The sequence below is a fragment of the Variovorax sp. S12S4 genome, from assembly GCF_023195515.1.
Taxonomy (GTDB): Bacteria; Pseudomonadota; Gammaproteobacteria; order Burkholderiales; family Burkholderiaceae_C; genus Variovorax.
This window is the reverse complement of the sequence record NZ_JALPKR020000002.1, coordinates 443947-469268: the sequence shown is the minus strand read 5'-3', so window position 1 is coordinate 469268 and position 25322 is coordinate 443947. Positions and strand designations below refer to the sequence as shown.

Sequence of the window (25322 nt, the reverse complement as noted above, 5' to 3'; positions counted from 1 at the left end):
TTTAAATATATTAATAAGATATTTGGAATATCTGCTCAGGGTATTAGCAGATTGCATGCCAGCCGAAAAAATGATGAGCGGGCGGAAACGGTGCATGCGACGTACCGCGCCGCAATGAAAAACGCCCCGCTGCGTGCTGCAGCGGGGCGTCGGTTTGGTGAAGGCGGGGCCTGTTACTTCAGCGCGGTCGTCGCATTCGCCACCGCCAGTGCCGTCATGTTGACCACGCGCCGCACCGTCGACGAAGGTGTGAGCACATGCGCCGAGCCCGAGGCGCCCAGCAGGATGGGGCCGACCGTGATGCCATTGGCGCCCGTCATCTTCAGCACGTTGTAGAGGATGTGGGCGGAGTCCAGGTTCGGGCACACCAGCAGGTTGGCTTCGCCGGTGAGCGTGGTCTCGGGCAGCGCGATGCGGCGCACTTCTTCGGACAGTGCGGAGTCGCCGTGCATTTCGCCGTCGCATTCGATGTCGGGCGCCATCTGCGCGAACAGGTCGCGCGCCAACCGCATCTTGCGTGCCGAGCCGCGGCTCGAGGTGCCGTAGTTCGAGTGCGAAAGAAAGGCCACCTTCGGCGGCAGCCCGAAGCGGCGCACCTCTTCGGCCGCCATCATCGCGATGCTGGCAAGCAGTTCGGCGCTCGGGTCCTCGTTCACGTTGGTGTCGGTGATGAACACCGTGCGCTTTTCGAGCGTGAGTGCGTTCAGCGTGGCAAAGCCCGGTGCGCCGCGCTTCAGGCCAATGAGGTTGCGGATGTGCTCCAGGTGCACGTCAAAGCGCCCCACCAGCCCGCAGATCATGGCGTCGGCATCGCCCAGGTGCAGCATCAGCGCCGCAATGATGGTGTTGGAGCGGCGCACCATGGTCTTGGCGGCCTCGGGCGTTACGCCGCGGCGGCCCATGAGCTTGTGAAAGCTCTCCCAGTAGATGCGAAAGCGCGGGTCGTCTTCGGGGTCGACAATTTCCACGTCGGTGCCCACACGGATGTGCAGGCCGGCCTTCTTGATGCGCGCCTCGATCACCGCGGGGCGGCCGATCAGGATGGGTTGGGCCAGGCCTTCGTCCACGGCCAGCTGGGCCGCGCGCAGCACGCGCTCGTCTTCGCCTTCGGCATAGGCCACGCGCTTGGCGGCCGCGATCTTGGCGGCGCTGAACACCGGGCGCATGAACATGCCGGTCTGGTAGACGAAGCGCGTCAGGTGCTGGCGGTAGGCGTCCATGTCTTCGATGGGCCGCGCGGCCACGCCGGATGCGTGCGCCGCCTTGGCCACGGCCGGCGCAATGCGCAGGATGAGCCGCGAATCGAAGGGCTTGGGAATGATGTAGTCGGGCCCGAAAGACAGCTCCTGGCCCGCATAGGCGGTGGCCACCTCTTCGCTGATGTCGGCCTTGGTGAGCTCGGCGATCTCGCGCACGCAGGCCAGCTTCATTTCTTCCGTGATCTTGCTGGCGCCGCAGTCGAGCGCGCCGCGGAAGATGTACGGGAAGCACAGCACGTTGTTCACCTGGTTCGGGTAGTCGGAACGGCCGGTGGCAATGATGCAGTCGGGCCGCACGGCCTTGGCAAGTTCGGGCCGGATCTCGGGCTCGGGGTTGGCCAGCGCCAGGATGATCGGCTGCGTGCCCATGGTCTTCACCATGTCGGCGCTCATCACGCCCGGGGCCGAGCAGCCGAGGAACACATCGGCGTCCTTCACCACGTCGGCCAGGGTGCGGGCGCCGGTGTCCTTCTGCGCGTAGCGCGCCTTGGAGTCGTCGAAGCCGCCCGCGCGGCCCATGTAGATCAGGCCCTTGGAGTCGCAGGCGTAGATGTTGGCGGGCTTGGCGCCCAGGCCCACCATCACGTCGAGGCAGGCAATGGCGGCCGCGCCGGCGCCCGAGACGGCAATCTTCACGTCCTCGATCTTCTTGCCGACCAGTTCGAGCCCGTTGATCAGCGCCGCGGCCGAGATGATGGCCGTGCCGTGCTGGTCGTCATGGAACACCGGAATGTTCATGCGCTCGCGCAGCTTCTTCTCGATGTAGAAGCACTCGGGCGCCTTGATGTCCTCGAGGTTGATGCCGCCCAGCGTGGGCTCCAGCGCCGCGATGATGTCGACCAGCTTGTCGGGGTCGGTCTCGGCAAGTTCGATGTCGAACACGTCGATGCCGGCGAATTTCTTGAACAGGCAGCCCTTGCCCTCCATGACCGGCTTGGCGGCCAGCGGGCCGATGTTGCCCAGGCCCAGCACCGCCGTGCCGTTGGTGACCACGCCCACCAGGTTGCCGCGCGCGGTGAAGTCGGCCGCCAGCGACGGGTCGGCCGCGATGTCGAGGCAGGGGTAGGCCACGCCGGGCGAATAGGCCAGGGACAGGTCGCGCTGGTTCAGGAGCGGCTTGGTCGGCGTGACCGAAATCTTGCCCTTGACGGGCGAGCGGTGGTATTCGCGCGCTGCATCGCGAAGAGCTTCTTCTGCGGGGGAGAGGGGTGCAGCCATGAAATGTCTCCTTGTTTCTGACGGGCAATGAGGCTACCGCAAAAGCATGGCTTGTTCCCAAAGGGGAAATGCCGAAAACGCCTGACCCTATAGCCTGCGCGGAACCGAAGCGCTGGTTCGCTAAACTCCGAAAGTGTTGGCCAAGGGCAACCAAGGTTAAACAAGGCAATGCAGAGCCGTGCAGCCAAGGCCGCCGGCCATCGTCAATCAAGACACACAAAGACAACGAAGAGGGCAGCGCATGACACCCGGAGCTTTCACCACCACCGACCCCGACGTCGTGGTCATCGGCGGCGGGCCTTCGGGCTCGACCGTGGCGGCGCTGCTTGCGGACAAGGGGCACGATGTGGTGCTGATCGAGAAGGCGCAGCACCCGCGCTTTCACATCGGCGAGTCGCTGCTGCCCATGAACATGCCGCTTTTCGACCGGCTGGGCGTGCGCACCGAGGTCGAAGCCATCGGCATCAAGAAGCACGGCGCCGAGTTTGTCTCGCCTTGGCACGACCACTCGAGCCACTTCGACTTCGGCGAGGCCATGGACAAGAGCTTTCCGTATGCCGTGCACGTGCGCCGCTCCGAGTTCGACGAACTGCTGTTCCGCCATGCCGGCAAGCTTGGTGCACGCACCTTCGAAGGCCAGCGCGTGACAGGTGTCGATATGGACGCCGGCAAGGGCACGGCCGACAACCGCGCGCTGGTGAAGGTCAAGGCCGACGACGGCACCGAGACCCAGTGGCGCCCGCGCTTCGTCATCGATGCCAGCGGCCGCGACACGCTGCTGTCGAGCCAGTTCGACGCCAAGCAGCGCAACCGCAAGCATGCGAGCGCGGCGCTCTACGGACACTTTGCTAATGCGGAACGCCGCCCGGGCCGCTTCGAGGGCAATATCTCGCTCTTCTGGTTCGACCACGGCTGGTTCTGGTACATCCCGCTGAAGGACGGCACCGTGAGCGTCGGCGCCGTGGCCTCGCCCGCGTACTTCAAGCGCCGCCAAGGCAAGTCGCTCGAAGAATTCCTGATGGAAACCATCGCGCTCGCACCCAAGCTGGCCGCACGCCTGAAGAACGCCACGCTGATGGAAGGCGCCACCACCACCGGCAACTACGCCTACGACTCCAAGTTCTGCCGCGGCGATCGCTTCATGATGGTGGGCGACGCTTATGCTTTTGTCGACCCGATGTTCTCTTCGGGCGTGTACCTGGCGATGAACAGCGGTTTCGAGGCCGCCAAGGCGGCCGACCTGTGGCTCAAGGGCGAGGCGAAAGAAGCCGAAAAGGCCTTCCGCCACTACGAGAAGGTGATGAAGCACGGACCGAAGATGTTCTCGTGGTTCATCTACCGCATCACTTCGCCCGCGATTCGCCGGCTGTTCATGGCGCCGCGCAACATCTGGCGCATGCAGGAGGCGCTGCTGTCCATCCTCGCGGGCGACCTGTTCCGCAACACGCCCATCGGCCCGCGCTTCTGGGGCTTCAAGGTGACGTACTACGCGTCGTGCGTCGGCATCCTGCCGCAGGCCATCAAGACCTGGGCCTGGCGCCGGCGCAACCTCAAGGAATCCCTAGAGGCTGCAAAGACCTGAGCCGCAGGCTCAGTCCGGCGTAACGGTGTGCTGGGCGAGCGCTTCGAGCGCGCGCACCAGTGCCGAGTGGTCTTGTTGCCCATGGCCCAATGCGGCGCACGCGTTCATCAGCTGCGCCGCGCCCGCCGTCTGCGGCAGCGCCACGCCCAGGGCCCGTGCGCTTTGCAGCGCCAGGTTCAGATCCTTCTGGTGCAGCGAGATGCGAAAACCCGGCGCAAAGGTGCGCTTGATCATGCGTTCGCCATGCACCTCAAGGATGCGCGAGCTCGCGAAGCCGCCCATCAGCGCCTGGCGCACCTTGGCCGGATCGGCGCCTGCCTTGGATGCGAACAGCAGGGCCTCGCCCACCGCCGCGATGTTCAGTGCCACGATGATCTGGTTGGCCACTTTGCAGACCTGTCCGTCGCCCACGTTGCCGACCAGCGTGACGTTCTTGCCCATCTTCTCGAGCAGCGGCCGCACCTGGCCGAAGGTGCCTTCGTCGCCGCCGCACATGATGGTGAGGCTCGCGGCTTTGGCGCCCACTTCGCCGCCGGAAACCGGCGCGTCGATATAGCCGCAGCCGAGCGCGAGGATGCGCTTGGCAAAGCCCTTGGTGGCAATCGGATCGATGGAGCTGCAATCGACCACGATCTTGCCGCGCGAGTCCTTCAGGCCTTCGGCCACGCCCAGCGTGCCCGGCTCGCCGAAAAGCACTTTCTCTACGTCGGGCGTGTCGGGCACCATGATGAAGATCACGTCGGCCTGGCGCGCCACGTCCGCGGCCGAGGCGCAGATGGTCGCCTTGGAGATGAAAGGCTCGGGCGTGTTGCCCTGGGTGTTCACGAACAGCTGGTATCCCGCGTCGAGCAGATGGCCCGCCATGGGCGCGCCCATGATGCCGAGGCCGATGAATCCGATTTTTTTCGATTGCGACATGTCTCTGTTTCCTTGAATGCTGTTGTCTTCTTCGTTCACTTCTGCTGCGTCAGGGCCTGCCGCCAGCCCAGACCGTCGACGGTGTCGCTGCGCGGCTTGTATTCGCAGCCGATCCAGCCGTCGTAGCCGATCGAATCGATGTGCTTGAAAAGCCACGGGTAGTTGATTTCGCCCGTGCCCGGTTCGCCGCGGCCCGGGTTGTCGGCCAGCTGGATGTGGCCGATGCGCGCGAGGTTCTTCGACAGCGTGCTGCCGAGCTCGCCTTCCATGCGCTGCGCGTGATAGATGTCGTATTGCACCCGCAGGTTGGAAGAGCCCACTTCGTCGATCAGCGCCAGCGCCTGGTCGGTGCGAGTGAGAAAGAAGCCCGGAATGTCGAAGGTATTGATGGGCTCGATCAAAAGCCGCAGGCCGGCCGCCTCGAGCTCGCTAGCGGCAAGGCGTAGGTTCTCGACCACGGTCTTGTGCGCGGCCTCGGTGCTCACGCCGGCCGGCACCTTGCCGACCAGGCAATTGAGTTGCGGGCAACCCAGGGCCGTGGCGTAGTCGATGGCCATCGCAATGCCTTCGCGGAATTCGCCGGTGCGGTCCGGGTGGCAGGCAATGCCGCGCTCGCCCTTGTCCCAGTCGCCGGCCGGCAGGTTGTGCAGAACCTGCTGCAGACCGTTGGCGCGCAGCGCGGCAGTGAGCTCCTTCTTTTCGAAGGGGTAGGGGAACAGGTATTCCACCGCCTCGAAGCCCGCCTTGGCGGCGGCCTCGAAGCGCTGCATGAACGGCAGCTCGGTGAAGAGCATCGTGAGGTTGGCTGCAAACTTGGGCATGGTGCGTGTCTCCGTGCTCAGTCCAGCATCTCGGCCGCAACGGCGGTGGGGGCATCGGCCGGGTGTTCGGCCAGGGGCTCGAACTCGGTGATGTTGTCGATCTCGGTGCCCATCGCGATGTTGGTCACGCGCTCGAGCATCACCTCGATGACGACCGGCACGCTGAACTCGGCCATGAGAGCCTCGGCGCGCTGGATGGCCGGTGCGATCTCTTCCTGCTTGTTCACGCGGATCGCCTTGCAGCCCAGGCCTTCGACAACCTTGAGGTGGTCCACGCCGTAGCTGCTTTCGATGCCCGCATCGGGCCCCGCGTTGATGTTGTCGAACGCGAGCTGCACGCAGTAGTCCATCTCGAAGCCGCGCTGCGCCTGGCGGATGAGGCCGAGGTAGGAGTTGTTGACCACGATGTGGATGTACGGCAGCTTGAACTGCGCACCCACGGCCAGCTCTTCGATCATGAACTGGAAGTCGTAGTCGCCCGAGAGCGCGACGATCTTGCGCGACGGGTCGGCGGCGCGCACGCCCAGTGCGGCGGGAATGGTCCAGCCCAGCGGGCCGGCCTGGCCGCAGTTGATCCAGTGGCGCGGGTTGTACACATGCAAAAACTGGGCGGCCGCAATCTGCGAGAGCCCGATGGTGCTCACGTAGCAGGTGTCGTTGCTGAAGTTGTTGTTCATGCACTGGTACACGCGCTGCGGCTTCATCGGCACGTCGTCGAAGTTGGTCTTGCGCAGCATGGTCTTCTTGCGCTCGATGCACGATTTGGCCCACGCGCGGCGGTCGGTGAGCTTGCCGGCGGCCTTCATCTCCTCGGCCACTTCGACGAAGAGCGTGAGCGCGGCCTTGGCGTCCGACACGATGCCGAAGTCGGGCGTGAACACGCGGCCGATCTGCGTGGGCTCGATGTCCAAGTGCACGAAGGTGCGGCCCTTGGTGTAGACGTCGACCGAGCCCGTGTGGCGGTTGGCCCAGCGGTTGCCGATGCCGAGCACGAAGTCGCTCGCCAGCATGGTCGCGTTGCCATAGCGGTGGCTGGTCTGCAGGCCGCACATGCCGGCCATCAGCGGATGGTCGTCGGGAATCGCGCCCCAGCCCATCAGCGTGGGAATCACCGGCACGCCGGTGGCTTCGGCAAAGCGCACGAGCAGGTCGGAAGCATCGGCGTTGATGACGCCGCCGCCGGCCACGATCAGCGGGCGCTCGGCCGCCTGGAGCATGCCGATGGCCTTCTCGATCTGGGCGCGCGTGGCAGCGGGCTTGTAGGGGGTGAGCGGCTCGTAGCTGTCGATGTCGAACTCGATCTCGGCCATCTGCACGTCGAAGGGCAGGTCCACCAGCACCGGGCCGGGGCGTCCCGAGCGCATCAGGTGAAAGGCCTGCTGGAACACCTGCGGCACCTGGCCCGGCTCGCGCACGGTGACCGACCACTTGGTGACTGGCTTGGAGATCGACTCGATATCGACCGCCTGGAAGTCTTCCTTGTAGAGCCGTGCGCGGGGCGCCTGGCCGGTAATGCAAAGAATGGGAATCGAATCGGCCCAGGCCGAATAAAGGCCGGTGATCATGTCGGTGCCCGCCGGCCCCGAGGTGCCGATGCACACGCCGATGTTGCCCGCCACCGCACGGGTGTAGCCCTCGGCCATGTGCGAGGCGCCTTCCACATGGCGCGCGAGGATGTGCGAAATGCTGCCGCGCTGGCGCAGCGCCGAATACATCGGGTTGATGGCGGCGCCGGGCACGCCGAAGGCCTGCGTCACGCCTTCTTTTTCCATCACCAGCACGGCGGCCTGGACCGCTTTCATTTTTGCCATGGGACTGTCTCCTTGAGTTGAGGCCACTGTAGGAAGCGCGGGCCATTCGAAGAAGACGGCTGCGGACCATAAAAGCTATTCCACCCTGGAATAAGTGGCTACCATCCGGCCATGGATCGACTACTGGCAATGGAAATGTTCGTTCGCGTGGTGGAGACTGGCAGCTTCTCGAAAGCGGCGCTCGAGTTCCACACCACGCAGCCCACCGTGACCAAGCAGGTCGCGGCCACCGAGGCGCGGCTGAAGGTGCGGCTGCTCAACCGCAACACGCGCGGCGTGAGCCTCACCGAACCGGGTGCGCTCTACTACGAGAAGTGCAAGAACATCGTGCGCGAGGCCGAGGAGGCCGAAAGCATCGTGCAACTGCGGCAGAACCAAGCGCAGGGCCTCTTGCGCGTGGGCACGTCGGTGGCCTTTGGCCGCCGCGTGGTGGTGCCGCTGGCACTCGAATACATGCGTCGGCATCCGCAGGTGCAGCTCGACCTGAGCTTCGAGGACCGCTATGTGGACTTGATTGCGCAGGGCATCGACGTGGCCATCCGCATGGGCAAGCTGGCCGATTCATCGCTGGGCGCGCGCTACCTCGGCACCAACCCCTGGGCCATGGTCGCGGCGCCGGGCTACCTGAAGAAGCACGGCACCCCCAAGCGCGCGCAAGACCTGAGCGCGCATGTGGCGCTCATCTACAGCAGCGTGGTGGGCGACGAGTTCTGGCGCATGCACACGCCCAAGGGCGACCCGGTGACGGTGCCCGTCTCGGGTCGCTTCCGCTCCAACAACCTTTCCGCCGTGCTGGCCGCCGCGCGCGACGGCCTGGGCATTGCGCTCATGCCGCGCTACGTGGCGAGCGAATCGCTGGCCTCGGGCAAGGTGCTCGAAGTGCTGGCCGACCATAAGCTGCCCGAGCAGGAGATCCACGCCGTCTTTCCCTCGCCCAAGCTGGTGCCGGGCAAGGTGTCGGGCTTCGTGGCCTTCCTGCAGGGGCGGTTTGCCGAAGGGTGGTGGGGCGGCTGACCGCGCCCGCCATCTCTCTATCAAGCCGGCACGAAGGCGCCGTGCAGGCCCAGCGGCAGCGTGTAGGGCAGCGCGGCCTGCGCCACCGGGCCGGCCGCCAGGTGGTCGGCCGCGAAGCACGACAGCACGGTCTTCTGCCGACCGAAATCGAGCACCGTGCCCAGCACCCAGCCTGGCCTGGTGCCGTCCGGCACGAAGACATGCTCTTCCACGATGGCCTGCGCCCCGTAGCTGAAGCGCTGGCTGCGACCGGTCTCGACATCCGTGCGCGCGACAGCGCCGAAGCCTGGCAGGTCGGGCCGGATCTGCGTTGCGTGCACCACTTGGCGATGACGCAGGCCGACACGTCGCGGGTCGACGCGCGGAAACTCGGCTTCCTGTGGCAGCGTTTTCTGCATGGCCTTGCCCGTGCCGAGGTTCAGCGTGGCGACGGTCAGGTGCGGGTCCGTGCTCTTCACGCGGCGCGCGCGCATCACTTCGCGGTTGGTCGTGAACACAGAATCGGCGTTGTCTGAACGCACGTAGTCGATGTGGATGAGCGTGCCGCGCGGCGTGTCTTCTTCCCAGGCGTTGCCCACATGGAACAAGAAGCCGGCCGGCAGTGTGAGCATCTGGCGTCGCTCCCAGTTCTGCTTGTCGATCACCAGCGCGCGCATGCCAAGTTCCGGCCGCCAGACGTGGGCATCGAGAAAGCTCGCACCGGCCTCCTTGCGCTTGGCGTCGTACACCAGTGGCGGCATCAGGAACACCAGGTGCCGCTCGGTCACGGCGAAGTCATGGACCATCGGCATGTCGGCCAGCGGCACCACGGCTGCGCGCCGCAGCGTGCCTTCGGGCGCAATCTCGTACAGCGCCAGCAGGCCCTGGCCGGAACTCACGCCGAAGTTCCACACCGTGCCGGCCGGATCGACCTTGGGATGGGCCGAGAACGGCATCCCCGCGAGGTCGGCCCGCCAGGTCTTCAGGCCCAGCGTGTCCAGCGTGTGCGCGTCGACGCGGGTGGCCGAGCCGCCTTCCCACAGCGCCAGCACCTCGCCGCGCATCGGCAGCACGCTGGTATTGGCGACGTTGATGCTGTCGGCCGAGGTCGGCGGCTCGACGCCCGGCGGCATGGTGCCGAAGGCTTCGAACAGGCGGCGGCCGGCCCGCACCTCGGCCACGCGCTTGGGCGTGGCGACGTAGCGGCCCTGGTGCCGCACGTCGGCCCCGTCGATCGTGAAGCGGTGCACCATGCCGTCGCCGTCGAACCAGTGGCGGTAGCGCTCGCCGCCAAGGTCGTGGCCGGCCGGGCCGATGCGAAACAGCGTGCCGGCCACGGCATCCGGGAAGCGTCCGCGCACCGCGGCGCGGGTCAGCGGGAGGTCGTCCGGGGGCGTGGCGAAGCCGGTCTTCCAGGGCGTGCCGGCGGCTTCGAACTGGGCTTGCCAGTCGTCCGTACCGGCCGCGCGGGCCAGCGGTGCCAGCAGGGGCAGGGCGCTGGCCGAAGCCAGCAGGCGCAGGAGTTCGCGTCGTTCCATGGCGGTCTCCTCAGCGCAGGTGAATGACGGTCTGCAGGTCGGCGTCGACGCTGATCGCTGCGGCTTCGAAGACGGGTGCCGCGCGGTTGCCCTTCGCGTCGTTCGAGAAGCCGTAGCGCTCGGTCGGCATGCCCATCATGTTGGTGTCGAGCTTGCCATTGCCGTTTTCGTCGGCGAACGCCCTCAGAGCGTAGCGCCCCGGCGCGAGTCCTGTGAACACGAGCCGGGCCTTGCCGCCCTGCATCGGCGCGGTCTGCGACGCCACGGCCTTGCTGTCGGCGTAGCTGGCGGCGTCGTTGTACAGCGCAACATACAGCGTGGCTTCGGCGGCAGGTCCGTCGGCCACGCTCAGGCTCAGGTCGGCGGCAAGGGCGCTCAGCGGTGCGAGGAGTGCGGCGGCGCACAAGGCGTGGGCGCCAGGCCCGGACAGGAGTGCGAGAAAGTGCATGAAAGACCTCGTCTTGGAAGTTGGAGGTCCGACGATCCCGCAGGCGCCGTGCGCTGCCCAGCGCCATGCGACGAAATGCGGCAGCGCCCGCGCCAGATGCACACGGCAGGCGCAAGGCGCGCCCGCTTCAGCCGCTCCAGGCTGGCGCCAGTGGAGCTTTGTTCAGTTGCTCTTCTTGTCGTCGCCCGCGTCGGCCGAACCCGCGCCGGGCGGGTTTTCCCATTGCCCCGATTCCACGAACAGGCTCCACGCCGCCATGAAGAGCGCGGCAATCACCGGGCCGACCACGAAGCCGTTGATGCCGAAGATCGCCATGCCCCCGATGGTCGACATCAGCACGATGTAGTCGGGCATCTGCGTGTCCTTGCCCACCAGCACCGGCCGCAGGATGTTGTCGACCAGCCCGATCACGAACACGCCCACGAAGATCAGGATGCCGCCCTGCCAGAAGTGGCCCGTGGCAAGGAAGTAGATCGCCACCGGCCCCCAGATGAGCGCCGCGCCCACCGCCGGCAGCAGCGAGAGAAACGCCATCAGCACCGCCCACAGCAGCGCGCCCTGCACGCCCAGCAGCCAGAAGGCGATACCGCCGATGGCGCCCTGCGCAATGGCCACCGCCACGTTGCCCTTCACGGTGGCGCGGATTACGGTCGTGAACTTGTTGAGCAGGTAGTGGGTGTGCGGCTTGGCAAGCGGCACCGCTTCGCGCATGGTCTTGGAAAGCGCCGCGCCGTCGCGCACCAGGAAGTACAGCAGGTACAGCATCACGAAGAAGCTGATGAGGAAGTCGAAGGTGTTCTGGCCGATGGTGAGCGCCTGGCCCGCGATGAGCTGGCTGCCCTGCGCCGCCCCGGCGGAGATGCGTTCCTGCCAGGCTTCCATGTCGCCCAGGTTGAAGCGGTCGAAGATGTTCAGCAGCCATTGCGGCATGGCGTTGAGGATCTGCTGGAAGTAGGCCGCGAAGTTGATCTGCCCCGAGCGGATGCTCTGCGTGACCTGCACGATCTCCTGCACCAGCGATACGCCGACCATGGCCAGCGGAAGAATCACGATGAACAGGCAGATGGTCAATGTCGACAGCGCGGCGGCGTTGCGCTTGCCCGGCATTTTCTTGAGCAGCCACTTGTACAGCGGCGTGAACAGGATGGCCAGCGCCACCCCCCACAGCACCGCGCCGAAGAAGGGCACCAGCACCCAGAGAAAGGCGACCGTGACGATGGCGAGCAGGGCGAGGAATACGCCGCGCTGGAGTTGGGGTGAATTCATATGTGACTCGGACTGTAGCCGAGCCTGAACGCACGTTTGTGTCGGTCGAAATGCCTAGTCGGCTAGCGCCTCGCGCGCGGCAGCGCCACCGGGGACAAGGTGGCGCGCAGGCGCGCCGGCGCGTCGGGCCCGGCGGTGGTGTCTACCTCGAGCGAACGCTCGACATTGCCGATGTGGTCGATCATCAGCTTGCGCGCCGTGGCGGTGTCGCCGGCCTCCAGCGCGGCGACGATGGCGCCGTGCTCCGCGCAGGACTGGCCGGCCTCATGCTTCGACTGGTAGAGCGTGGCCGCCAGCGTGGTGCGGGCCGTGAGGTCGCGCAGCACGTCGACCAGCAGCTGGTGCCCCATCTGCTCGGCCAGGCACACATGAAAGTCGGCCAACAGGAAGGCGCGCGTGGCGGCGTCGGCGCCCTCGATGGCACGCTGCTCGTCGGCAATGTGGTCGCGCAGCTTGCGTATGGCCTTTTGCAGCGGCCGGCCCTCGCTTTCGGCCAGGATGCCCGCCTCGACGATGCGCCGCGCCGAGAAAGCGTCGCGCGCTTCCTCGGCCGAGGGCTCCACCACATACCAGCCGCGGCGCGACTGCACCTCGACGAAGCCGCGCGCCTGCAGCTGCATGAGCGCCTCGCGCACCATGGTCCGGCTGACCGCGAAGTTCTCGGCCAGCGCCTGCTCGCCGAGCCGCTCGCCCGGCGCGAGCTTCTGCGCCAGGATGGCCTCGACCACGCGCTCGGCAATGGAGGTGGGATTGACGTTGTCGGCAGCCATCGGTTTCAGCGGCTGCCGGCGCCCGCGCCAAGGGGTACCACCGGCAGTTCAGGTTCGGCCAGCGGTTCGTCGTCGGGGGTGTAGGTGCCGTTGAGCACGGCGTGGGCCCGCTCGCGGTCGATATCGCCCTCCCAGGCTGCCACGGCCACGGTGGCCACGCAGTTGCCGATCAGGTTGCCCAGCGCGCGGGCAATGCCCATGAACCAGTCGACCGAAAGCACCAGCACCAGCCCGATGGCCGGGATGGCTGGAATCGCGTGCAACGTGGCGGCCAGCACCACGATGGCCGAGCCCGGCACGCCGTGCGCGCCCTTGGAGGTGACCAGCGCAATGGCCAGGATGGTCAGCAGGTCCGACATCGAGATCGGCGTGTTGGTGGCCTGCGCAATGAACACCGCCGCCAGCGTGATGTAGATCGAAAACGCGTCCAGGTTGAACGAGTAGCCCGTGGGAATCACCAGGCCCACGGTGGAATCGCGAATGCCCATGCGGCGCAGCTTGGCCATGATCTGCGGCAGCACGCTGTCCGATGAGGTGGTGGCAAACACGATGGCGAGCTCTTCGCGCAGGTAGCGCAGCAGCTTGAAGAGGCTGAACCCCGACATGCGCATGACCAGCCCGAGCACCACGAAAACGAACACCAGCACCGCGCCGTAGAAGAGCGCGACCAGCATGCCCAGTTGCTTGAGCGAACCGATGCCGTATTTGCCCACCGTGAACGCAATGGCGCCCAGCACACCCAGCGGCGCCAGCTTGATGATGATGCCCATGATCTTGAACAGCACCAGCGAAAGCGAGTCCACCACCGCGCTCACCGGCTTGCCGCGCTCGCCCAGCAAAGACAGTGCGCAGCCGAACAGCACTGCGAACAGCAGCACCTGCAGCACGTCGCCGGTGGCAAAGGCGTTGACCACCGTGGTCGGAATCAGCTTCATCAGGAACTCGACCGTGCCGCCGCTCGTGAGCTTGTCGGCGTTCGACGCATAGGCGCTCATGGCGCCGGCGTCGAGCTTGCCCGGGTCCACGTTCATGCCTACGCCCGGCTCGAACACGAAGGCCAGCACCAGGCCCATGGCCAGTGCGATGGTGGTCAGCACCTCGAAGTAGATCAGCGCCTTCACGCCGACCCGGCCCACGCGCTTCAGGTCGCCCGCGCCGGCAATGCCGTGCACCACCACGCAGAACACCAGCACCGGGATGATCATCTTGATCAGCTTGATGAAACCGTCGCCAAGCGGCTTGAGCTTGACGGCGAACTCCGGCACGAAGAGGCCGGCCAGCACGCCGAGCACCAGCGCAATGACGACCTGGCCGAATAGGGATTTGACGAAGCGGGGCATGGAGGAACCTTCCATCGGGGTTGAATGCAAGATTGGGGAAATCTTGTATGCAAGCAATGTAGGCAAGAATGGGCGCTTGTGCAGCAGGGTATTCCCGGGCGGGGCGGGTGGCTACGAATTCAATTGGCGCGGCACACGGCGCGAGGTCGAGCCGTTGCAGCTCGCGTTGCAGCGCGCATTCCAGCCTATTCGGATTGCCGCGCGGGCCTTGGTACCTCGATTCGCGCCAGCCACAGTCCGCTCGCAACGATCAACGCGCCGCCACCTAGCGTCCATGCATCGGGCGTGGCTTGCCAGAATGCCCAGTCCAGCACAAGCGCCCAGGCGAGGGCGCTGTATTCGAAGGGAGCGATGGCGGCGGCTTGGCCGTGGCGGAAGGCTTCGGCGATGGCCATCTGGCCCAGAAAGCCGCTGATGGCCAAACCCGCCAGCACCCACGTGTGCTGGGCCTGGATCGGCACCCACTGCGGCGCCGATAGCAGGCAACCACCCACAGCCATGCCGGCGGTGGTCCAGAAGACCAGCGCGGCGCTCGATTCGGTGCGGCTGATGAGTCGGCCCAGCATGTTCGACAGCGCGTAGCACACTGCGGCCGCCAGGATCGCCAGAGCGCCCACCGAGAGGAAGGCCCCCTGCTCGGGCCGCAGCGCGATCACGACACCGACGAAGCCCAGCCCGATGGCGACCCAGTGCCGCGGCAGGACTGGCTCGCCCAGCATCGGCACGGCGATGAGCACCATCAGCAGCGGAGCGATGAAAGTAAGGGTGTAGGCCTCTGCCAAGCCCAAGGACTTCAGGCCATGGACGAAGAGCACAAGCATCGTCATGTTCAGCCCGGTGCGCAGCAGGTGCAGGCGCCAACGCAGCCGACGGTTGAAAACGCCTGCTGCCTCGCGTCGCCACGCGATGTACAGGCACACCAGGGGCAGCGCCGTGAGGCCGCGCAGTGCCATCACTTGCACGGGCGGGTAGTGCCCGGCCAGGTTCTTGAGCAGCGCGTCCATGCAGGCAAAGAAGGCGCAGGCCAACAGCATTGCGGTGATGCCGCGCAGAGTTCCGCTCGAGGGCATGCTCAGCGTTACCTGCGAGAGCGAGCACTCGCGCAATCCGCGCATCGCCCGTGCAGCGTCAGATCGTGGCGCTGCACCAGAAAACCCTTGGGCGCCAGGTCTTCCATGCGTCCGGGGCAGCCGTGAATCGGAAACACGCGCCCGCAGTCGCCGCATTGGAAGTGATGGTGATGGTGGCCGGGCTCGCCATGATCGGATTCGCACAGCGCCTCGTAGCGCGTGGCCTGGCCCGGCAAATCGACGCCCACGATTTCGCCGTCCTCCAGCAGGCTCTTCAGCTGCCGATAGACCGTTGAAAGGCTCAGGCGTGGGACCGAGCGCTGCGCAAGCTCGCAGATCTCCTGCGGGGTAAGAGACCGCCGGCTGTCGGACAGCGCGGTCAGCACCGCATCGCGTTGGCGTGTATGACGTTCCACGCGCCGATGGTAATCGCAAATGAGAATGGATTTGCAATTAGCGGGTTCGTCGCTATGATCCACGCTTTTCCGCCATGCGCATTTCTCGTTTTCTTCTCTGGCTGGTTCTTGCGGTCGCGTTCATCAACGCGGGCGCGGGCACGCCGCATGGTGCGGAAACGGGGGCCGGACATCAGGCTTCGGCGTCCGGGCATTTCCAGCATCTCCACAGCGCGGATGGCGGAAGCGAAGACGACGGCAACGAAGGTGGCGAGGCGCCCTGCCATTGCAGCGGATGCATGGCGCACGCCCACCAGGTGCTGCTGGCTTCCAGGCCTGAGCTGCCGGCCAGCCCACCGCCTGCACGTCTCCAGCGCCAGCGCCAGGCGCCGGCGCACGTCATTGCAGCCCCCGTGTATCGGGGCGCCTCGCCTCGGGGCCCGCCACAGAGCGTCTGAGGCCGCCGCGCAAGCAGCGCGGCCTGTCCGAGTTCGTTGCAGACGCTGGCCGCGCGCCAGCGTAGCTGCTGCCTGACGTCTTCTTTCCTCCTTTCATGAACTCACCATCTCTGGGGTGCCGGGCACCCATGGCTTTCGCATTCGCGCTTGCGACGCCCCTGCTCGCTTCAGCGCAGACGCAAGCGCCGGCCGGCACGCTGAACGAAGTGCGCGTGACCGCCGAAGGCGACCGCGTCGACCTTCAAGGCAAGCGCACGCAAGTCACCGCCGACAGCACCGGCCTGCCCGCGGGCGTGACGGTCATCACGCCCGAAGAGCTCGGCACGCTCAACGTCGGGCGGGACATCTCGAACATCTTTCGCCGCGTACCCGGCGTGGTCGCCAACAACATCGACCAGGGCGACACGGGCAACGGCTTTCGCATGCGCGGTTTCGCCACGCAGGGAACGCACGGCGCGGACACCGCGGTGTACGTGGACGGCGTGCCCCAGAACATGCCGTCGAGCCAGGCCGGCGCAGGCCACGGACCGGCTTTCCTTGAATGGCTGACGCCCGACATGATCGGTCGCATCGACGTGATCAAGGGGCCGGTCTCGGCGTTGTACGGGGACCAGAACCGCGCCGGCGCAGTGGGCATCACGACGCAAACGGTTCCCGCGTCGTCGAGCTTCGGAGTCTCGCTCGAAAGCTACGGCGGGCGCCGCGGGTCGCTGGTGCTGTCCAACCGCTTCAACGACGTGCAGTCGCTCTTCATCGCCGATGCCTACCGCACCGACAGCTACCGGCGCGATGGCCGCATCGAGCGGGACAACCTGTTCTGGAAGCTTTCGACCCAGCTGGGCGATGGCCTGTACAGCCTGCGCGTGAACCACTACCGCTCCGAGTCGAGAGCGCCCGGCTACCTGCTGCTGCCCGATCTGCAGCGCGGCACTGTGGACCCCCGATCGACCCAATTCAACCTGCCGGGCTTTGGCAGCGGCGAACGCACGGCACTGGTCTTCAATCGCACACCGGCCAGCGGCGAGGCAGGCTGGTACGCCACGGCCTATGGCGAGACTTTCGAACGGGTGCGCGGCACCTCGACGAGCAGCGTTCTGCAAACAGTGGGCGAGGACGACCGCCACTTCTACGGCGGGCGGCTGGCGCAGAACTTCGTCTTCGGCGATGCGGCCTCGCTTTTCGTGGGCGGCGAGCTGCGCCGCGACAAGGGCGATGCGCTGCGCCGCGTCTGGCGCAATGGTGTGCCGACGGCCAGCTACATCAACAACCAGGAGCTCGATCTGTTGACCTATGGCCTGTTTGCCCAAGGGCAGTACAAGCTCGCGCAGAACTTCAAGCTGGTCGGCGGCGTGCGGCGCGACTGGTTCGACTACGACATCGGGAACCGCAAACTGCCCGCCGCCTCCACCGACTACACCAGTGCCGTGACGACACCGAAGATCGGTGCGGTGTGGAGCGTGACGCCGAAGCTAGACATCTTCGCCAACATTGCCGAGGGCTTTCGATCGCCCGCCGCAGAGCAGATCAGCGGCAGCGGCGCGACCGGGCCGTTGGGCGCGCGCGGCGGCACGGTGTTCGATGTGGCGCCTTCGAAGGTCAAGTCCCACGACCTGGGTTTCACGGTGTCGCCCACCGCCTCGTGGAGCGCATCGGGCGTGGTCTATCACACGCTCAACCAGGACGAAATCGTCGCCCAGGTGGACGGCTCGTTCAAGTCTGTGGGCGAGACCACGCGCAAGGGCTTCGAGCTCGAATCGCGGCTGCGGATCGACAGTGCATGGTCGGTCTACGGCAGCTACGGCCGCGTGCTCGAGGCGCGCGTCAACAACCCGCTGCCCAACACCGGCGAGCGGCTGTCGGTGCCGCGGCACCAGGTCAAGCTGGGGGCGGAGTACCGCCGGCGTCTCGGCGAAGGCCGGCTCACCGTCAATGCCGACGCCTATCTGACCTCCGGCAATCCGTACTACGAAGGCACGCCGCAGACCCAGCTGCGAACCATGCCGACCTATACGCGCTACGACCTGAAGGCAACCTACGACTGGCAGCAGTTCCAGTTCTCGGTGTTCGCGATCTTTCAGCCGCGGCGGTTTGCGAGCGACATCGCCTACGGCACCGCGGCCGGCTTGCTGGTGTCGCCGCAGCCGCGCACGCAGGTCGGCGCGTCCATGCGCTACTTTTTCTGAGGCGCCGCATGGATCACGAAGTGCTCTCGGCGCGAGGGCTGGTCGTCACCTTGGGCGGGCGCCGCGCAATCGACGGACTCGACTTGAGCGTGCCGGCCGGCAGCGTCTACGCGCTGCTCGGCGGCAACGGGGCGGGCAAGACAACCACGCTGAACGCACTGCTGGGTTTCGTGGCGCCGTCGGCCGGAAGCGTCCAGGTCGCCGGGATCGATCCGCGCCGCAACGCTGCTGCGGCGCGGCGCCATCTGGCCTACCTGCCCGAGAACGTGGCGCTGTATCCGTACCTGAGCGGCATCGAAAACCTTCAGTACTTCTGTGCGCTGGGTGGCGTGCCGCTGGCCGATGCGGCCGCACGTGCCCTGCTGGACCAGGCCGGCCTGCAGACGGCGTCGCACACAGCGCGTGTCGCGACTTACTCGAAGGGCATGCGGCAAAAGGTCGGCCTTGCCATTGCGCATGCCAAACATGCAAAGGCGATGCTGCTCGACGAGCCCACCTCGGGCCTCGACCCTGGTGCCGCGAACGACTTTGCACAGCGCGTGCGCGCCGCTGCCGACGCCGGCATGGCCGTGCTGATGGCCACGCACGACCTGTTCAACGCCAAGCAGGTTGCGGACTGCATCGGAATCATGAAGGAAGGGCGTCTCGTCGCGCAGTTCGATACGCACACCGTCAGCCACGACGAGCTGGAGCGCGCCTATCTGGCTCACACGCGCACGGCGCCTTTGGAGCGGGCCACATGACGGCCGCCGCGGTGCTGCGAAAGGAACTGCGCGCGCTCGTTCGCGACGGGCGTTTTGTTGTGCTTGCCGTCTCGCTGTCGCTGCTGCTGGCCGGCCTGCTGTTCGCTTCGGCCCAGCAGCAGCGGCGGCTTGCGCACGAGAAGGCGCAGGTCAGTGAGCTGGTGCGCCAGCAGTGGGATTCGCAGGGCGACAAGCACCCGCATCGTGGCGCGCATTTCGGCCTCTACGCCTTCCGCCCCGACTCGCCGCTTGCCGTGCTCGATCCCGGTCTCGGCCCTTACCTGGGCCAGGCGCTCTGGCTCGAACCGCATCGGCGCAACATGGCGCGCTTCCGTCCGGCGGCCGACGAGCCGCCGTCGGTGCGCTTCGGGTCTTTCACGCCGGCCTTCGTGCTGCAGGCGCTGCTGCCGCTGCTGATCGTCGCCCTGGCTTTCAACGCCGTCAGCCTGGAACGGGAAAGCGGAACCTTGCGCATGCTGCACAGCGCCGGCTTGCCGGGCCGCGCGCTGCTTGCAGGAAAGTTCCTGGCGCTGCTCGCGGTGGTCTCGCTGGTTCCGCTGGCCGCAGTGGGGGCGGGTCTTGCGTTGGTGACGGCAGGCGCATCGCCTGGCGCGGACGCCGTATGGCGCGCGGCCGTTCTGGCGGGCACCTTCTTGATCTACTGCGGTGTCTTTGCAGCCTTGGCGCTGGCGGTGTCGGCCATGGTGGCGAGCAGCCGGCGCGCGCTGTTCGTCGTGCTGGGCCTGTGGATCGCCTTCGTCTTCGTCGTGCCGCGCCTGGGTGCCGCGAGCGCGCAGGCCGCTGCACCGCTGCCGACGGCCGAGCGCTTCTGGGGCGACATCCAGCGCGACTACGCCGAAGGCCTGCCGGGCGATGGCGCGCTGGCCGTGCGCAACGAACGTTTCGATGCGGAGCTTCTGCGCCGGCACAACGTGCGTCGCCTGGAAGACCTGCCCTTCGGCGCCTATGCGCTGCGCCGGATGGAGCGCGACGCCTACGCCGACCGCGTGCATGCGATCCACTTCGGCCGCCTCTGGGATCGCTACGCAATGCAGGAGAGCGTTGCGCGCATTGCCTCGGCACTCAGCCCGACGACGGCCATGCGTGCGATCTCGATGAAGCTCTCGGGCACCGACCTCGCGCATCAGCGCCACTTCGAGGAAGCGGCCGAGCAGTACCGCCGCCGCGCGAACATCAAGATCGACCAGTGGGACATGGACAACACCCGCGGGCTGACTTCGTTCGACGACAAGTACGCCGGCGACGCGCTGTGGCGGTCGGTCGATGCGTTTCACTACACGCCGCCCAACATCGCTTTCGCATTGCGCGCAGCGTTGCCCGACCTCGGCTTGCTGCTCGCCTGGGCGACGGCGGCCTGCGGCTTGCTGGTGCTTGCCGCGCGGAGGCTGCGGCCATGATGAACCTCATCTTGCGTGCGGAATGGCGGCGCTTCGTTCGCCAGCACACGCATGTCTGGGTGTCGGGTGTTTTTGCCGCGCTGCTGTGCGTGAGTGCACTCTGGTCAGGACTTGCCGCCAGGGAATTGCGGCTCCTGAATGCGCAGGAGATGGCCACGTGGGAACAGGCGCGAACACAGGCGCGAACACAGGCGCGCGAGGCGGCCGCCAAAACGGGCGCCGCCGCGCCGGGGGCGACACCAAGGCAATGATGGCCGCGTTCCAGTTCGCCCGGCTCAACGCGCCTCCCGCGCATCTGCCAGCGCTCGGCGGCGTTGCCCTTGGAACCGGAACATTCGAGCTGCTGAGCCCGACGATGCGCGTCACGGTCGAGAGCCGGCACACCGACGCCCGCAAGAGCGACCGGATCGCGAACCCGCTGCTCGAAGACCTGGGCCCACCTGATTTCGCGACGCTGGTCGCGCTGCTGCTGCCGCTCGCCATCCTGGGGCTTTGCTACGGACTGGTGCAGGAGGACCGGGAGCAAGGCCGGTGGCGGCTCGTGGTTGCGCAATGCGCGCAACCCTGGAGGGTGTTCGCGATCGCGCTTTGCATTCGCGTGGCGGTGGCCTGGTCACTGGCCGCCGGTGCGTCGCTGCTGGCGTTTGCGCTGGACCCGGGCTCGACCTGGCACGCCGCGGTGGTCTGGCTGGCGACACTGGGCGCGTTCACCGTCTGCTGGACTGCGTTGGCCGGGCTGTTCTGCCTGCTGCCGGTGTCGTCCGGCGCTGCCGCGCTCGGCATGCTCGGTGCGTGGCTGCTGGCCACGTTCGTCGTACCCGCGGCCTTGGCGGGCATTGCCGACGTTGAGGCACCGATGCCATCGCGGCTGACGGCCGTTGCTGAACTGCGCGCCGCCCAGCAGGACGCCGAAGTGCATATGGAGGAGCACCTGGCCGCCTGGTACGCCGCTCACCCGGCTGACCGGCCGGCCGGGCGCAGCACCCACACCTGGCCAGTCAGCTTCCTGCCGAGGTACCTGGCCCAGGACCGCGAGATCCGCCCGCTGATGGCGGCGTTCGACGAAACCCGCGCGCGCCGTTTTGTTCTGCTCGAGCGATGGTCCTGGCTTTCGCCGGGCATGGCGCTCGCGATGACGGCCGACCGGCTTGCCGGCATCGATGCTCCGCGCTACGCGCGGCATGTGAAAGCCGTCAATTCATACGAGGACGCCTGGCGTGCCTATTTCGTGCCCCGGGTCATGAGCTACCGCGGGTTGACCGCGGAGCACTACGACAAGCTGCCCATGTTCGAGCCTGTGGCAATACGTCCGGAGAGCGCGGCCTGGCGAGGTGCGATGGCGTTGAGCATCCTCGCGATCGCACTGATTGCCGCTGTGGGCCCTGCGCGCGCCGGCCTCCGTCCTTGAAGGCGCACCGCCGCCACCGCATCAGTTCACCTTTTCCAAGCACCACATGATTTTCAGAGACGACAGTGGCGGCTTTGCGTTCTCCTGCGAAGACGCGAAGATCTCCGTTTGCACAAGCACGTGGAACAAGCGCCTGTCGCAGATCGCGCGCGTGGTCGGCCCCGTCCTGATCATGACCGGGGCCCTTCCCGACCCGGAATACATCGCCCAGACCTTGGGCAAGCGCCCGCGAGACATCTTCATCATTGCGAATGCCGATGCGCAAAAGGAGGCGAGGGCGCTCAAGCTCCGCTTCCCCGATGTACGCGTGGCGCTGCATCACAGCAACAACGCCAAAGTCGTGCTCGTGGCGCCGGACACGGTCTGGGTCTCCAGCGCTGACTTCGGCAAGACCACGCGGATAGAGTCCGCGGTCGGTCTTCACTCAAGCGCCGTGTTCGACAAGGCCCGGGAGTCTTTTTTCAACAGGATGTGGGCGGAGGCCACTGAGATCGCTTGAGTCGCCGGGCCCTACATGGTGTTCAACCGGGCCCGTATCGCATTCATCTGTTCGATCTCGCTGCGCTGGGAATTGGAGATCTGGCCGCACAGCTTGACCAGCTCGGGGTCTTTCAGGCTGGCCTCGCGGCACATGAGAATGGCGCCGGAGTGGTGGGGCACCATCGAGGCGACGAACTGCTTGTCGCCGATCACGCTCTGCTGCCGCGTGCCGGCAAGCGCGGCGACGAAGAGGATCGCAAGCGCGGCATACAGCACGCCGTTGACCGCCTTGTTGGGGTACATCCCGCGCATCGTCGCAAGCATGATGATGCCCATGGGCGCGACCATGGTGAGCGCCATGTAGAACATGTTGAGGTTGTTGCGGAAGTCGCCCCAGCCGTCGATCATCGAAAACATGACGAAGTACATGACGACGAGGCTGAGCAGCATGTTCAGCGCAAACATCATGTAGTGGTGCGTGCCTCCGTGCCGGGAGGCAGGGTCTTGGTGGCCCATTGTGTTCTCCTTGTGATGGCGGAACGGGCGAGGGGCGTGGTGTGCTTTTCATGTCATGCGCTTTGGCCCACGAGCGCGGCTCATTGGCTTGTCCGCCGGCATGTCTGGCTGCGGGTACATCGTGCTTGCTCAAATCTCACTAAAAGCACTGTCCGGACCCAGAGGAGCTCACCACGTCCGAAACCAGACTGCGCCGTTGCAGCCTTGGCTTCTGTCAGCGGGATGCTGAAGCCGTGTAGGAATTGGCCCGACAACCGACAGTCTTGCCTCGGGCATGCGACCCGCTACGATTTAGCCATGCGAACACTCCCTCTCTCCAATGCCCGCGACATTCCGGTGCTCGGCCTCGGCACCTGGCGCATGGGCGAGGCGGCGAACCGCCGCGCGTCGGAAGTGGCCGCGGTGCGCGACGCCATCGCCATGGGCTACCGGTTGATCGACACCGCCGAGATGTACGGCGAGGGCGGCGCCGAAACGGTGCTTGGCCAAGCCCTGGCCGAGGCGCTGCGCGCCGGCGACGTGCGGCGCGACGAGCTGTTCATCGTCAGCAAGGTCTACCCGCACAACGCAAGCCGCCGCGGCACGCCCGAAGCCTGCGAGCGCAGCCTGAAGCGCCTGGGCCTCGACATGATCGACCTCTACCTGCTGCACTGGCGCGGCAGCCATCCGCTGCGCGAAACGGCCGATGCGATGCAGGCACTGGTCGCCAAGGGGCGCATCGGCCATTGGGGCGTAAGCAACTTCGACACGGACGACATGGAAGAACTCGCGCAGGCGGTGGGCCAAGGCCCTGGCTGCGCGGCCAACCAGGTCTACCTTTCGCTGGGTGAACGCGGCCCTGAGTTCAGCCTGCTGCCCTGGCTGCGCGAACGCGGCATGCCGCTGATGGCCTACAGCCCGATCGACCAGGGCGCGCTGGCTTCGGACAAGGCGCTGGGAGTGTTGGCAGCGCGACTCGGCGTGACCGCCGCGCAGCTCGCCCTTGCGGCCGTGATCGCCAGGCCCGGCGTGGTTGCCATACCGAAGGCGGTGCGCAGCGCCCATCTGCAGGAGAACCTTGCTGCCGCCGACCTCGAGCTCGACGCGGCCACGCTCGCCGAGCTCGACCGCCTCCATCCACCGCCCCGGCGCAAGGCACCGCTCGCGATGATCTGAACTGACGGGCGGCGGTCAGTGCGCTTCGGCCTGCTTGGCCGCGGCAATCACCGCCTGCTCGTCGTGCTTGGCACCGTTCAGGAACAGGTTCAGCAGCACCGCGCTGATCGACGCCAGCAGAATGCCCGATTCGACCAGCGAGTGGATCCCATGCGGCATCCACTGCTTGAAGTTGGGTGCAATGAGCGGAATCATGCCGATGCCGATCGACACCGCGACGATCATTGCGTTGTGCCGGTTGCCCTTGAAGTCCACGCCCGAAAGAATGCGGATGCCGGTGGCGGCCACCATGCCGAACATCACCAGGCCCGCGCCGCCAAGCACCACCGTGGGCAGCGATTCGATCAGCGCCGCCATCTTGGGCAGCAGGCCGAGCACGACGAGGATCACGCCGCCCGCCACGCAGACATAGCGGCTCTTGACGCCCGTGACGGCCACCAAGCCCACGTTCTGCGAAAAGCTGGTGTACGGAAAGGTGTTGAAGATGCCGCCGATGAGCGTGCCGAGGCCGTCGGTGCGCAGGCCCTTGGCCAGGTCCTTCTGCGTGATCTTGCGATCGGTCATTTCGCCGAGCGCGAGGAACATGCCGGTCGATTCGATCATCACCACGATCATGATCAGCGTCATCGTGAGAATGAGGATCGGGTCGAACTGCGGCATGCCGAAGTGAAAGGGCAGCACCACGTCCACCCAGGCAGCCTTGCCGACCTTCTCGTAGGTCATGAGGCCCGTGGCCGAGGCCACCACCGCGCCGATCACGATGCCCAGCAGCACCGAGATGTTGGCGATGAAGCCCTTGGCGTACTTGACGATCAGCAAGATGGACACCAGCACCAGCGCCGCCACGCCGAAGCCCGGCAGGTCCGCGTACTTGGGGTTGGGCACAGTGGGCATGATGGCAAAGCCCTTGGGCACCGCCGGAATCGAGCTGCCCGGCGAGGTTACCTCCGCGAGCCATTTGGCATACACCGGGTCCACCAGCGCGGGCGCCGTCGGCCCCACCGGGTTGCCGAAGATCCAGTTGATGCCCACGCGCATCAGGCTGATGCCGATCACCGCGATGATGGTGCCCGTGACCACCGGCGGAAAGAAGCGCAGCATGCGGCTCACCAGCGGCGCGATCAGTATCGACACCACGCCCGCGCCGATGATGGCGCCGAACAGCAGCTGCGCGCCGTTCTTCCCGGGGTTGGCGTTGGCAATGGCCACCATGGGCGCGACCGACGCGAAGGTCACACCCATCATCACCGGCAGCTTGATGCCGAACCACTGCGTGGCGCCCAGCGCCTGGATCAGCGTGGCAATGCCGCAGCAGAACAGGTCGGCCGAGATCAGCAGCGCGACCTCGTCGGGTGAGAGCTTGAGCGCACGGCCGACGATCAGCGGCACCGCGACGGCCCCCGCATACATCACCAGCACATGCTGAAGGCCGAGCGCCGCGAGCTTGCCCGAGGGCAGCCGCTGGTCCACCGGATGAACTGTGTGAACAGGGGAAGAGGTCTCGGCCGTCATCGTGCATCTCCTGGCGAAGC

The 25322-nt window shown here is 66.5% G+C and carries 23 protein-coding genes; 10 read left to right on the top strand and 13 right to left on the bottom strand.

What is annotated here, in order from left to right:
• Positions 1-173 precede the first annotated feature (173 nt).
• A complete protein-coding gene (locus M0765_RS02530; protein ID WP_258501840.1) occupies positions 174-2477 on the bottom strand; it encodes an NADP-dependent malic enzyme in 2304 nt (767 codons plus the stop codon).
• 241 nt (positions 2478-2718) lie between these two features.
• On the opposite strand from M0765_RS02530, the gene M0765_RS02525 reads away from it, so the two are divergent.
• The gene (locus tag M0765_RS02525; protein ID WP_258501839.1) at positions 2719-4059 is read left to right on the top strand and encodes an NAD(P)/FAD-dependent oxidoreductase; all 1341 of its coding nucleotides are present in this window, start codon (positions 2719-2721) and stop codon (positions 4057-4059) included.
• Positions 4060-4068: 9 nt separating this feature from the next.
• On the opposite strand, the gene M0765_RS02520 is transcribed toward M0765_RS02525, so the two are convergent.
• From M0765_RS02520 to gcl, 3 genes are read right to left on the bottom strand one after another with little or no spacing between them, the layout of a single operon-like run.
• The gene (locus M0765_RS02520) at positions 4069-4977 is read right to left on the bottom strand and encodes a 2-hydroxy-3-oxopropionate reductase (RefSeq protein WP_258501838.1); all 909 of its coding nucleotides are present in this window, start codon (positions 4975-4977) and stop codon (positions 4069-4071) included.
• 35 nt (positions 4978-5012) lie between these two features.
• Positions 5013-5798 (bottom strand): hydroxypyruvate isomerase, encoded by a 786-nt coding sequence (gene hyi, locus M0765_RS02515; RefSeq protein ID WP_258501837.1) that lies wholly within the window; start codon positions 5796-5798, stop codon positions 5013-5015.
• Positions 5799-5815: 17 nt separating this feature from the next.
• Complete coding sequence (gcl, locus tag M0765_RS02510; RefSeq protein WP_258501836.1) at positions 5816-7609, bottom strand: glyoxylate carboligase; 1794 nt, start codon at positions 7607-7609, stop codon at positions 5816-5818.
• 111 nt (positions 7610-7720) lie between these two features.
• Between gcl and M0765_RS02505 the strand changes: the two genes are divergently transcribed.
• Positions 7721-8623 carry a LysR family transcriptional regulator gene (locus M0765_RS02505; protein WP_258501835.1) on the top strand — a complete coding sequence of 301 codons (903 nt, stop codon included), beginning with the start codon at positions 7721-7723 and terminating at the stop codon, positions 8621-8623.
• Positions 8624-8643: 20 nt separating this feature from the next.
• Here M0765_RS02505 and M0765_RS02500 read toward each other — a convergent pair whose 3' ends face one another.
• From M0765_RS02500 to M0765_RS02470, 7 genes are all read right to left on the bottom strand, one after another.
• Positions 8644-10140: a carotenoid oxygenase family protein gene (locus M0765_RS02500; RefSeq protein WP_258501834.1), complete on the bottom strand. Its 1497-nt coding sequence runs from the start codon at positions 10138-10140 to the stop codon at positions 8644-8646.
• A 10-nt stretch (positions 10141-10150) separates the two neighbouring features.
• Positions 10151-10588: a DUF2141 domain-containing protein gene (locus M0765_RS02495; protein ID WP_258501832.1), complete on the bottom strand. Its 438-nt coding sequence runs from the start codon at positions 10586-10588 to the stop codon at positions 10151-10153.
• A 162-nt stretch (positions 10589-10750) separates the two neighbouring features.
• Positions 10751-11854: an AI-2E family transporter gene (locus M0765_RS02490; protein WP_258501830.1), complete on the bottom strand. Its 1104-nt coding sequence runs from the start codon at positions 11852-11854 to the stop codon at positions 10751-10753.
• 62 nt (positions 11855-11916) lie between these two features.
• The gene (locus M0765_RS02485) at positions 11917-12624 is read right to left on the bottom strand and encodes a GntR family transcriptional regulator (RefSeq protein ID WP_258501829.1); all 708 of its coding nucleotides are present in this window, start codon (positions 12622-12624) and stop codon (positions 11917-11919) included.
• Positions 12625-12629: 5 nt separating this feature from the next.
• On the bottom strand, positions 12630-13964 hold the full coding sequence (locus tag M0765_RS02480; RefSeq protein ID WP_258501827.1) for a C4-dicarboxylate transporter DctA: 1335 nt from the start codon (positions 13962-13964) through the stop codon (positions 12630-12632).
• A gap of 185 nt (positions 13965-14149) precedes the next feature.
• On the bottom strand, positions 14150-15034 hold the full coding sequence (locus M0765_RS02475; protein ID WP_258508089.1) for a DMT family transporter: 885 nt from the start codon (positions 15032-15034) through the stop codon (positions 14150-14152).
• A gap of 8 nt (positions 15035-15042) precedes the next feature.
• Positions 15043-15450 (bottom strand): Fur family transcriptional regulator, encoded by a 408-nt coding sequence (locus M0765_RS02470; protein ID WP_258501826.1) that lies wholly within the window; start codon positions 15448-15450, stop codon positions 15043-15045.
• Between the two features lie 74 nt (positions 15451-15524).
• Between M0765_RS02470 and M0765_RS29375 the strand changes: the two genes are divergently transcribed.
• The 7 genes from M0765_RS29375 (at position 15525) to M0765_RS02435 (ending at position 22138) form a co-directional block, all read left to right on the top strand.
• On the top strand, positions 15525-15887 hold the full coding sequence (locus M0765_RS29375) for a DUF2946 family protein (RefSeq protein WP_446751531.1): 363 nt from the start codon (positions 15525-15527) through the stop codon (positions 15885-15887).
• A gap of 128 nt (positions 15888-16015) precedes the next feature.
• Positions 16016-18070 carry a TonB-dependent receptor gene (locus M0765_RS02460; RefSeq protein WP_258501823.1) on the top strand — a complete coding sequence of 685 codons (2055 nt, stop codon included), beginning with the start codon at positions 16016-16018 and terminating at the stop codon, positions 18068-18070.
• Between the two features lie 8 nt (positions 18071-18078).
• Positions 18079-18813 (top strand): ABC transporter ATP-binding protein, encoded by a 735-nt coding sequence (locus tag M0765_RS02455; protein ID WP_258501821.1) that lies wholly within the window; start codon positions 18079-18081, stop codon positions 18811-18813.
• Complete coding sequence (locus M0765_RS02450; RefSeq protein ID WP_258501820.1) at positions 18810-20231, top strand: DUF3526 domain-containing protein; 1422 nt, start codon at positions 18810-18812, stop codon at positions 20229-20231. Before M0765_RS02455 ends, M0765_RS02450 begins: the two co-directional genes overlap by 4 nt.
• Positions 20228-20482, top strand: a complete 255-nt coding sequence (locus tag M0765_RS02445; RefSeq protein ID WP_258501818.1) for a hypothetical protein — start codon at positions 20228-20230, stop codon at positions 20480-20482. Before M0765_RS02450 ends, M0765_RS02445 begins: the two co-directional genes overlap by 4 nt.
• The gene (locus M0765_RS02440; RefSeq protein WP_258501816.1) at positions 20482-21639 is read left to right on the top strand and encodes a DUF3526 domain-containing protein; all 1158 of its coding nucleotides are present in this window, start codon (positions 20482-20484) and stop codon (positions 21637-21639) included. The genes M0765_RS02445 and M0765_RS02440 overlap by 1 nt, the downstream gene beginning before the upstream one ends.
• A 46-nt stretch (positions 21640-21685) precedes the next feature.
• On the top strand, positions 21686-22138 hold the full coding sequence (locus M0765_RS02435; protein WP_258501815.1) for a hypothetical protein: 453 nt from the start codon (positions 21686-21688) through the stop codon (positions 22136-22138).
• An 11-nt stretch (positions 22139-22149) separates the two neighbouring features.
• Here M0765_RS02435 and M0765_RS02430 read toward each other — a convergent pair whose 3' ends face one another.
• On the bottom strand, positions 22150-22635 hold the full coding sequence (locus M0765_RS02430; protein ID WP_258501814.1) for a DUF305 domain-containing protein: 486 nt from the start codon (positions 22633-22635) through the stop codon (positions 22150-22152).
• 297 nt (positions 22636-22932) lie between these two features.
• On the opposite strand from M0765_RS02430, the gene M0765_RS02425 reads away from it, so the two are divergent.
• Positions 22933-23790, top strand: a complete 858-nt coding sequence (locus M0765_RS02425; RefSeq protein WP_258501813.1) for an aldo/keto reductase — start codon at positions 22933-22935, stop codon at positions 23788-23790.
• Positions 23791-23805: 15 nt separating this feature from the next.
• Here the strand turns inward: M0765_RS02425 and M0765_RS02420 are convergent, their stop codons facing one another.
• On the bottom strand, positions 23806-25302 hold the full coding sequence (locus tag M0765_RS02420; protein ID WP_258501812.1) for a nucleobase:cation symporter-2 family protein: 1497 nt from the start codon (positions 25300-25302) through the stop codon (positions 23806-23808).
• Positions 25303-25322: the final 20 nt, after the last annotated feature.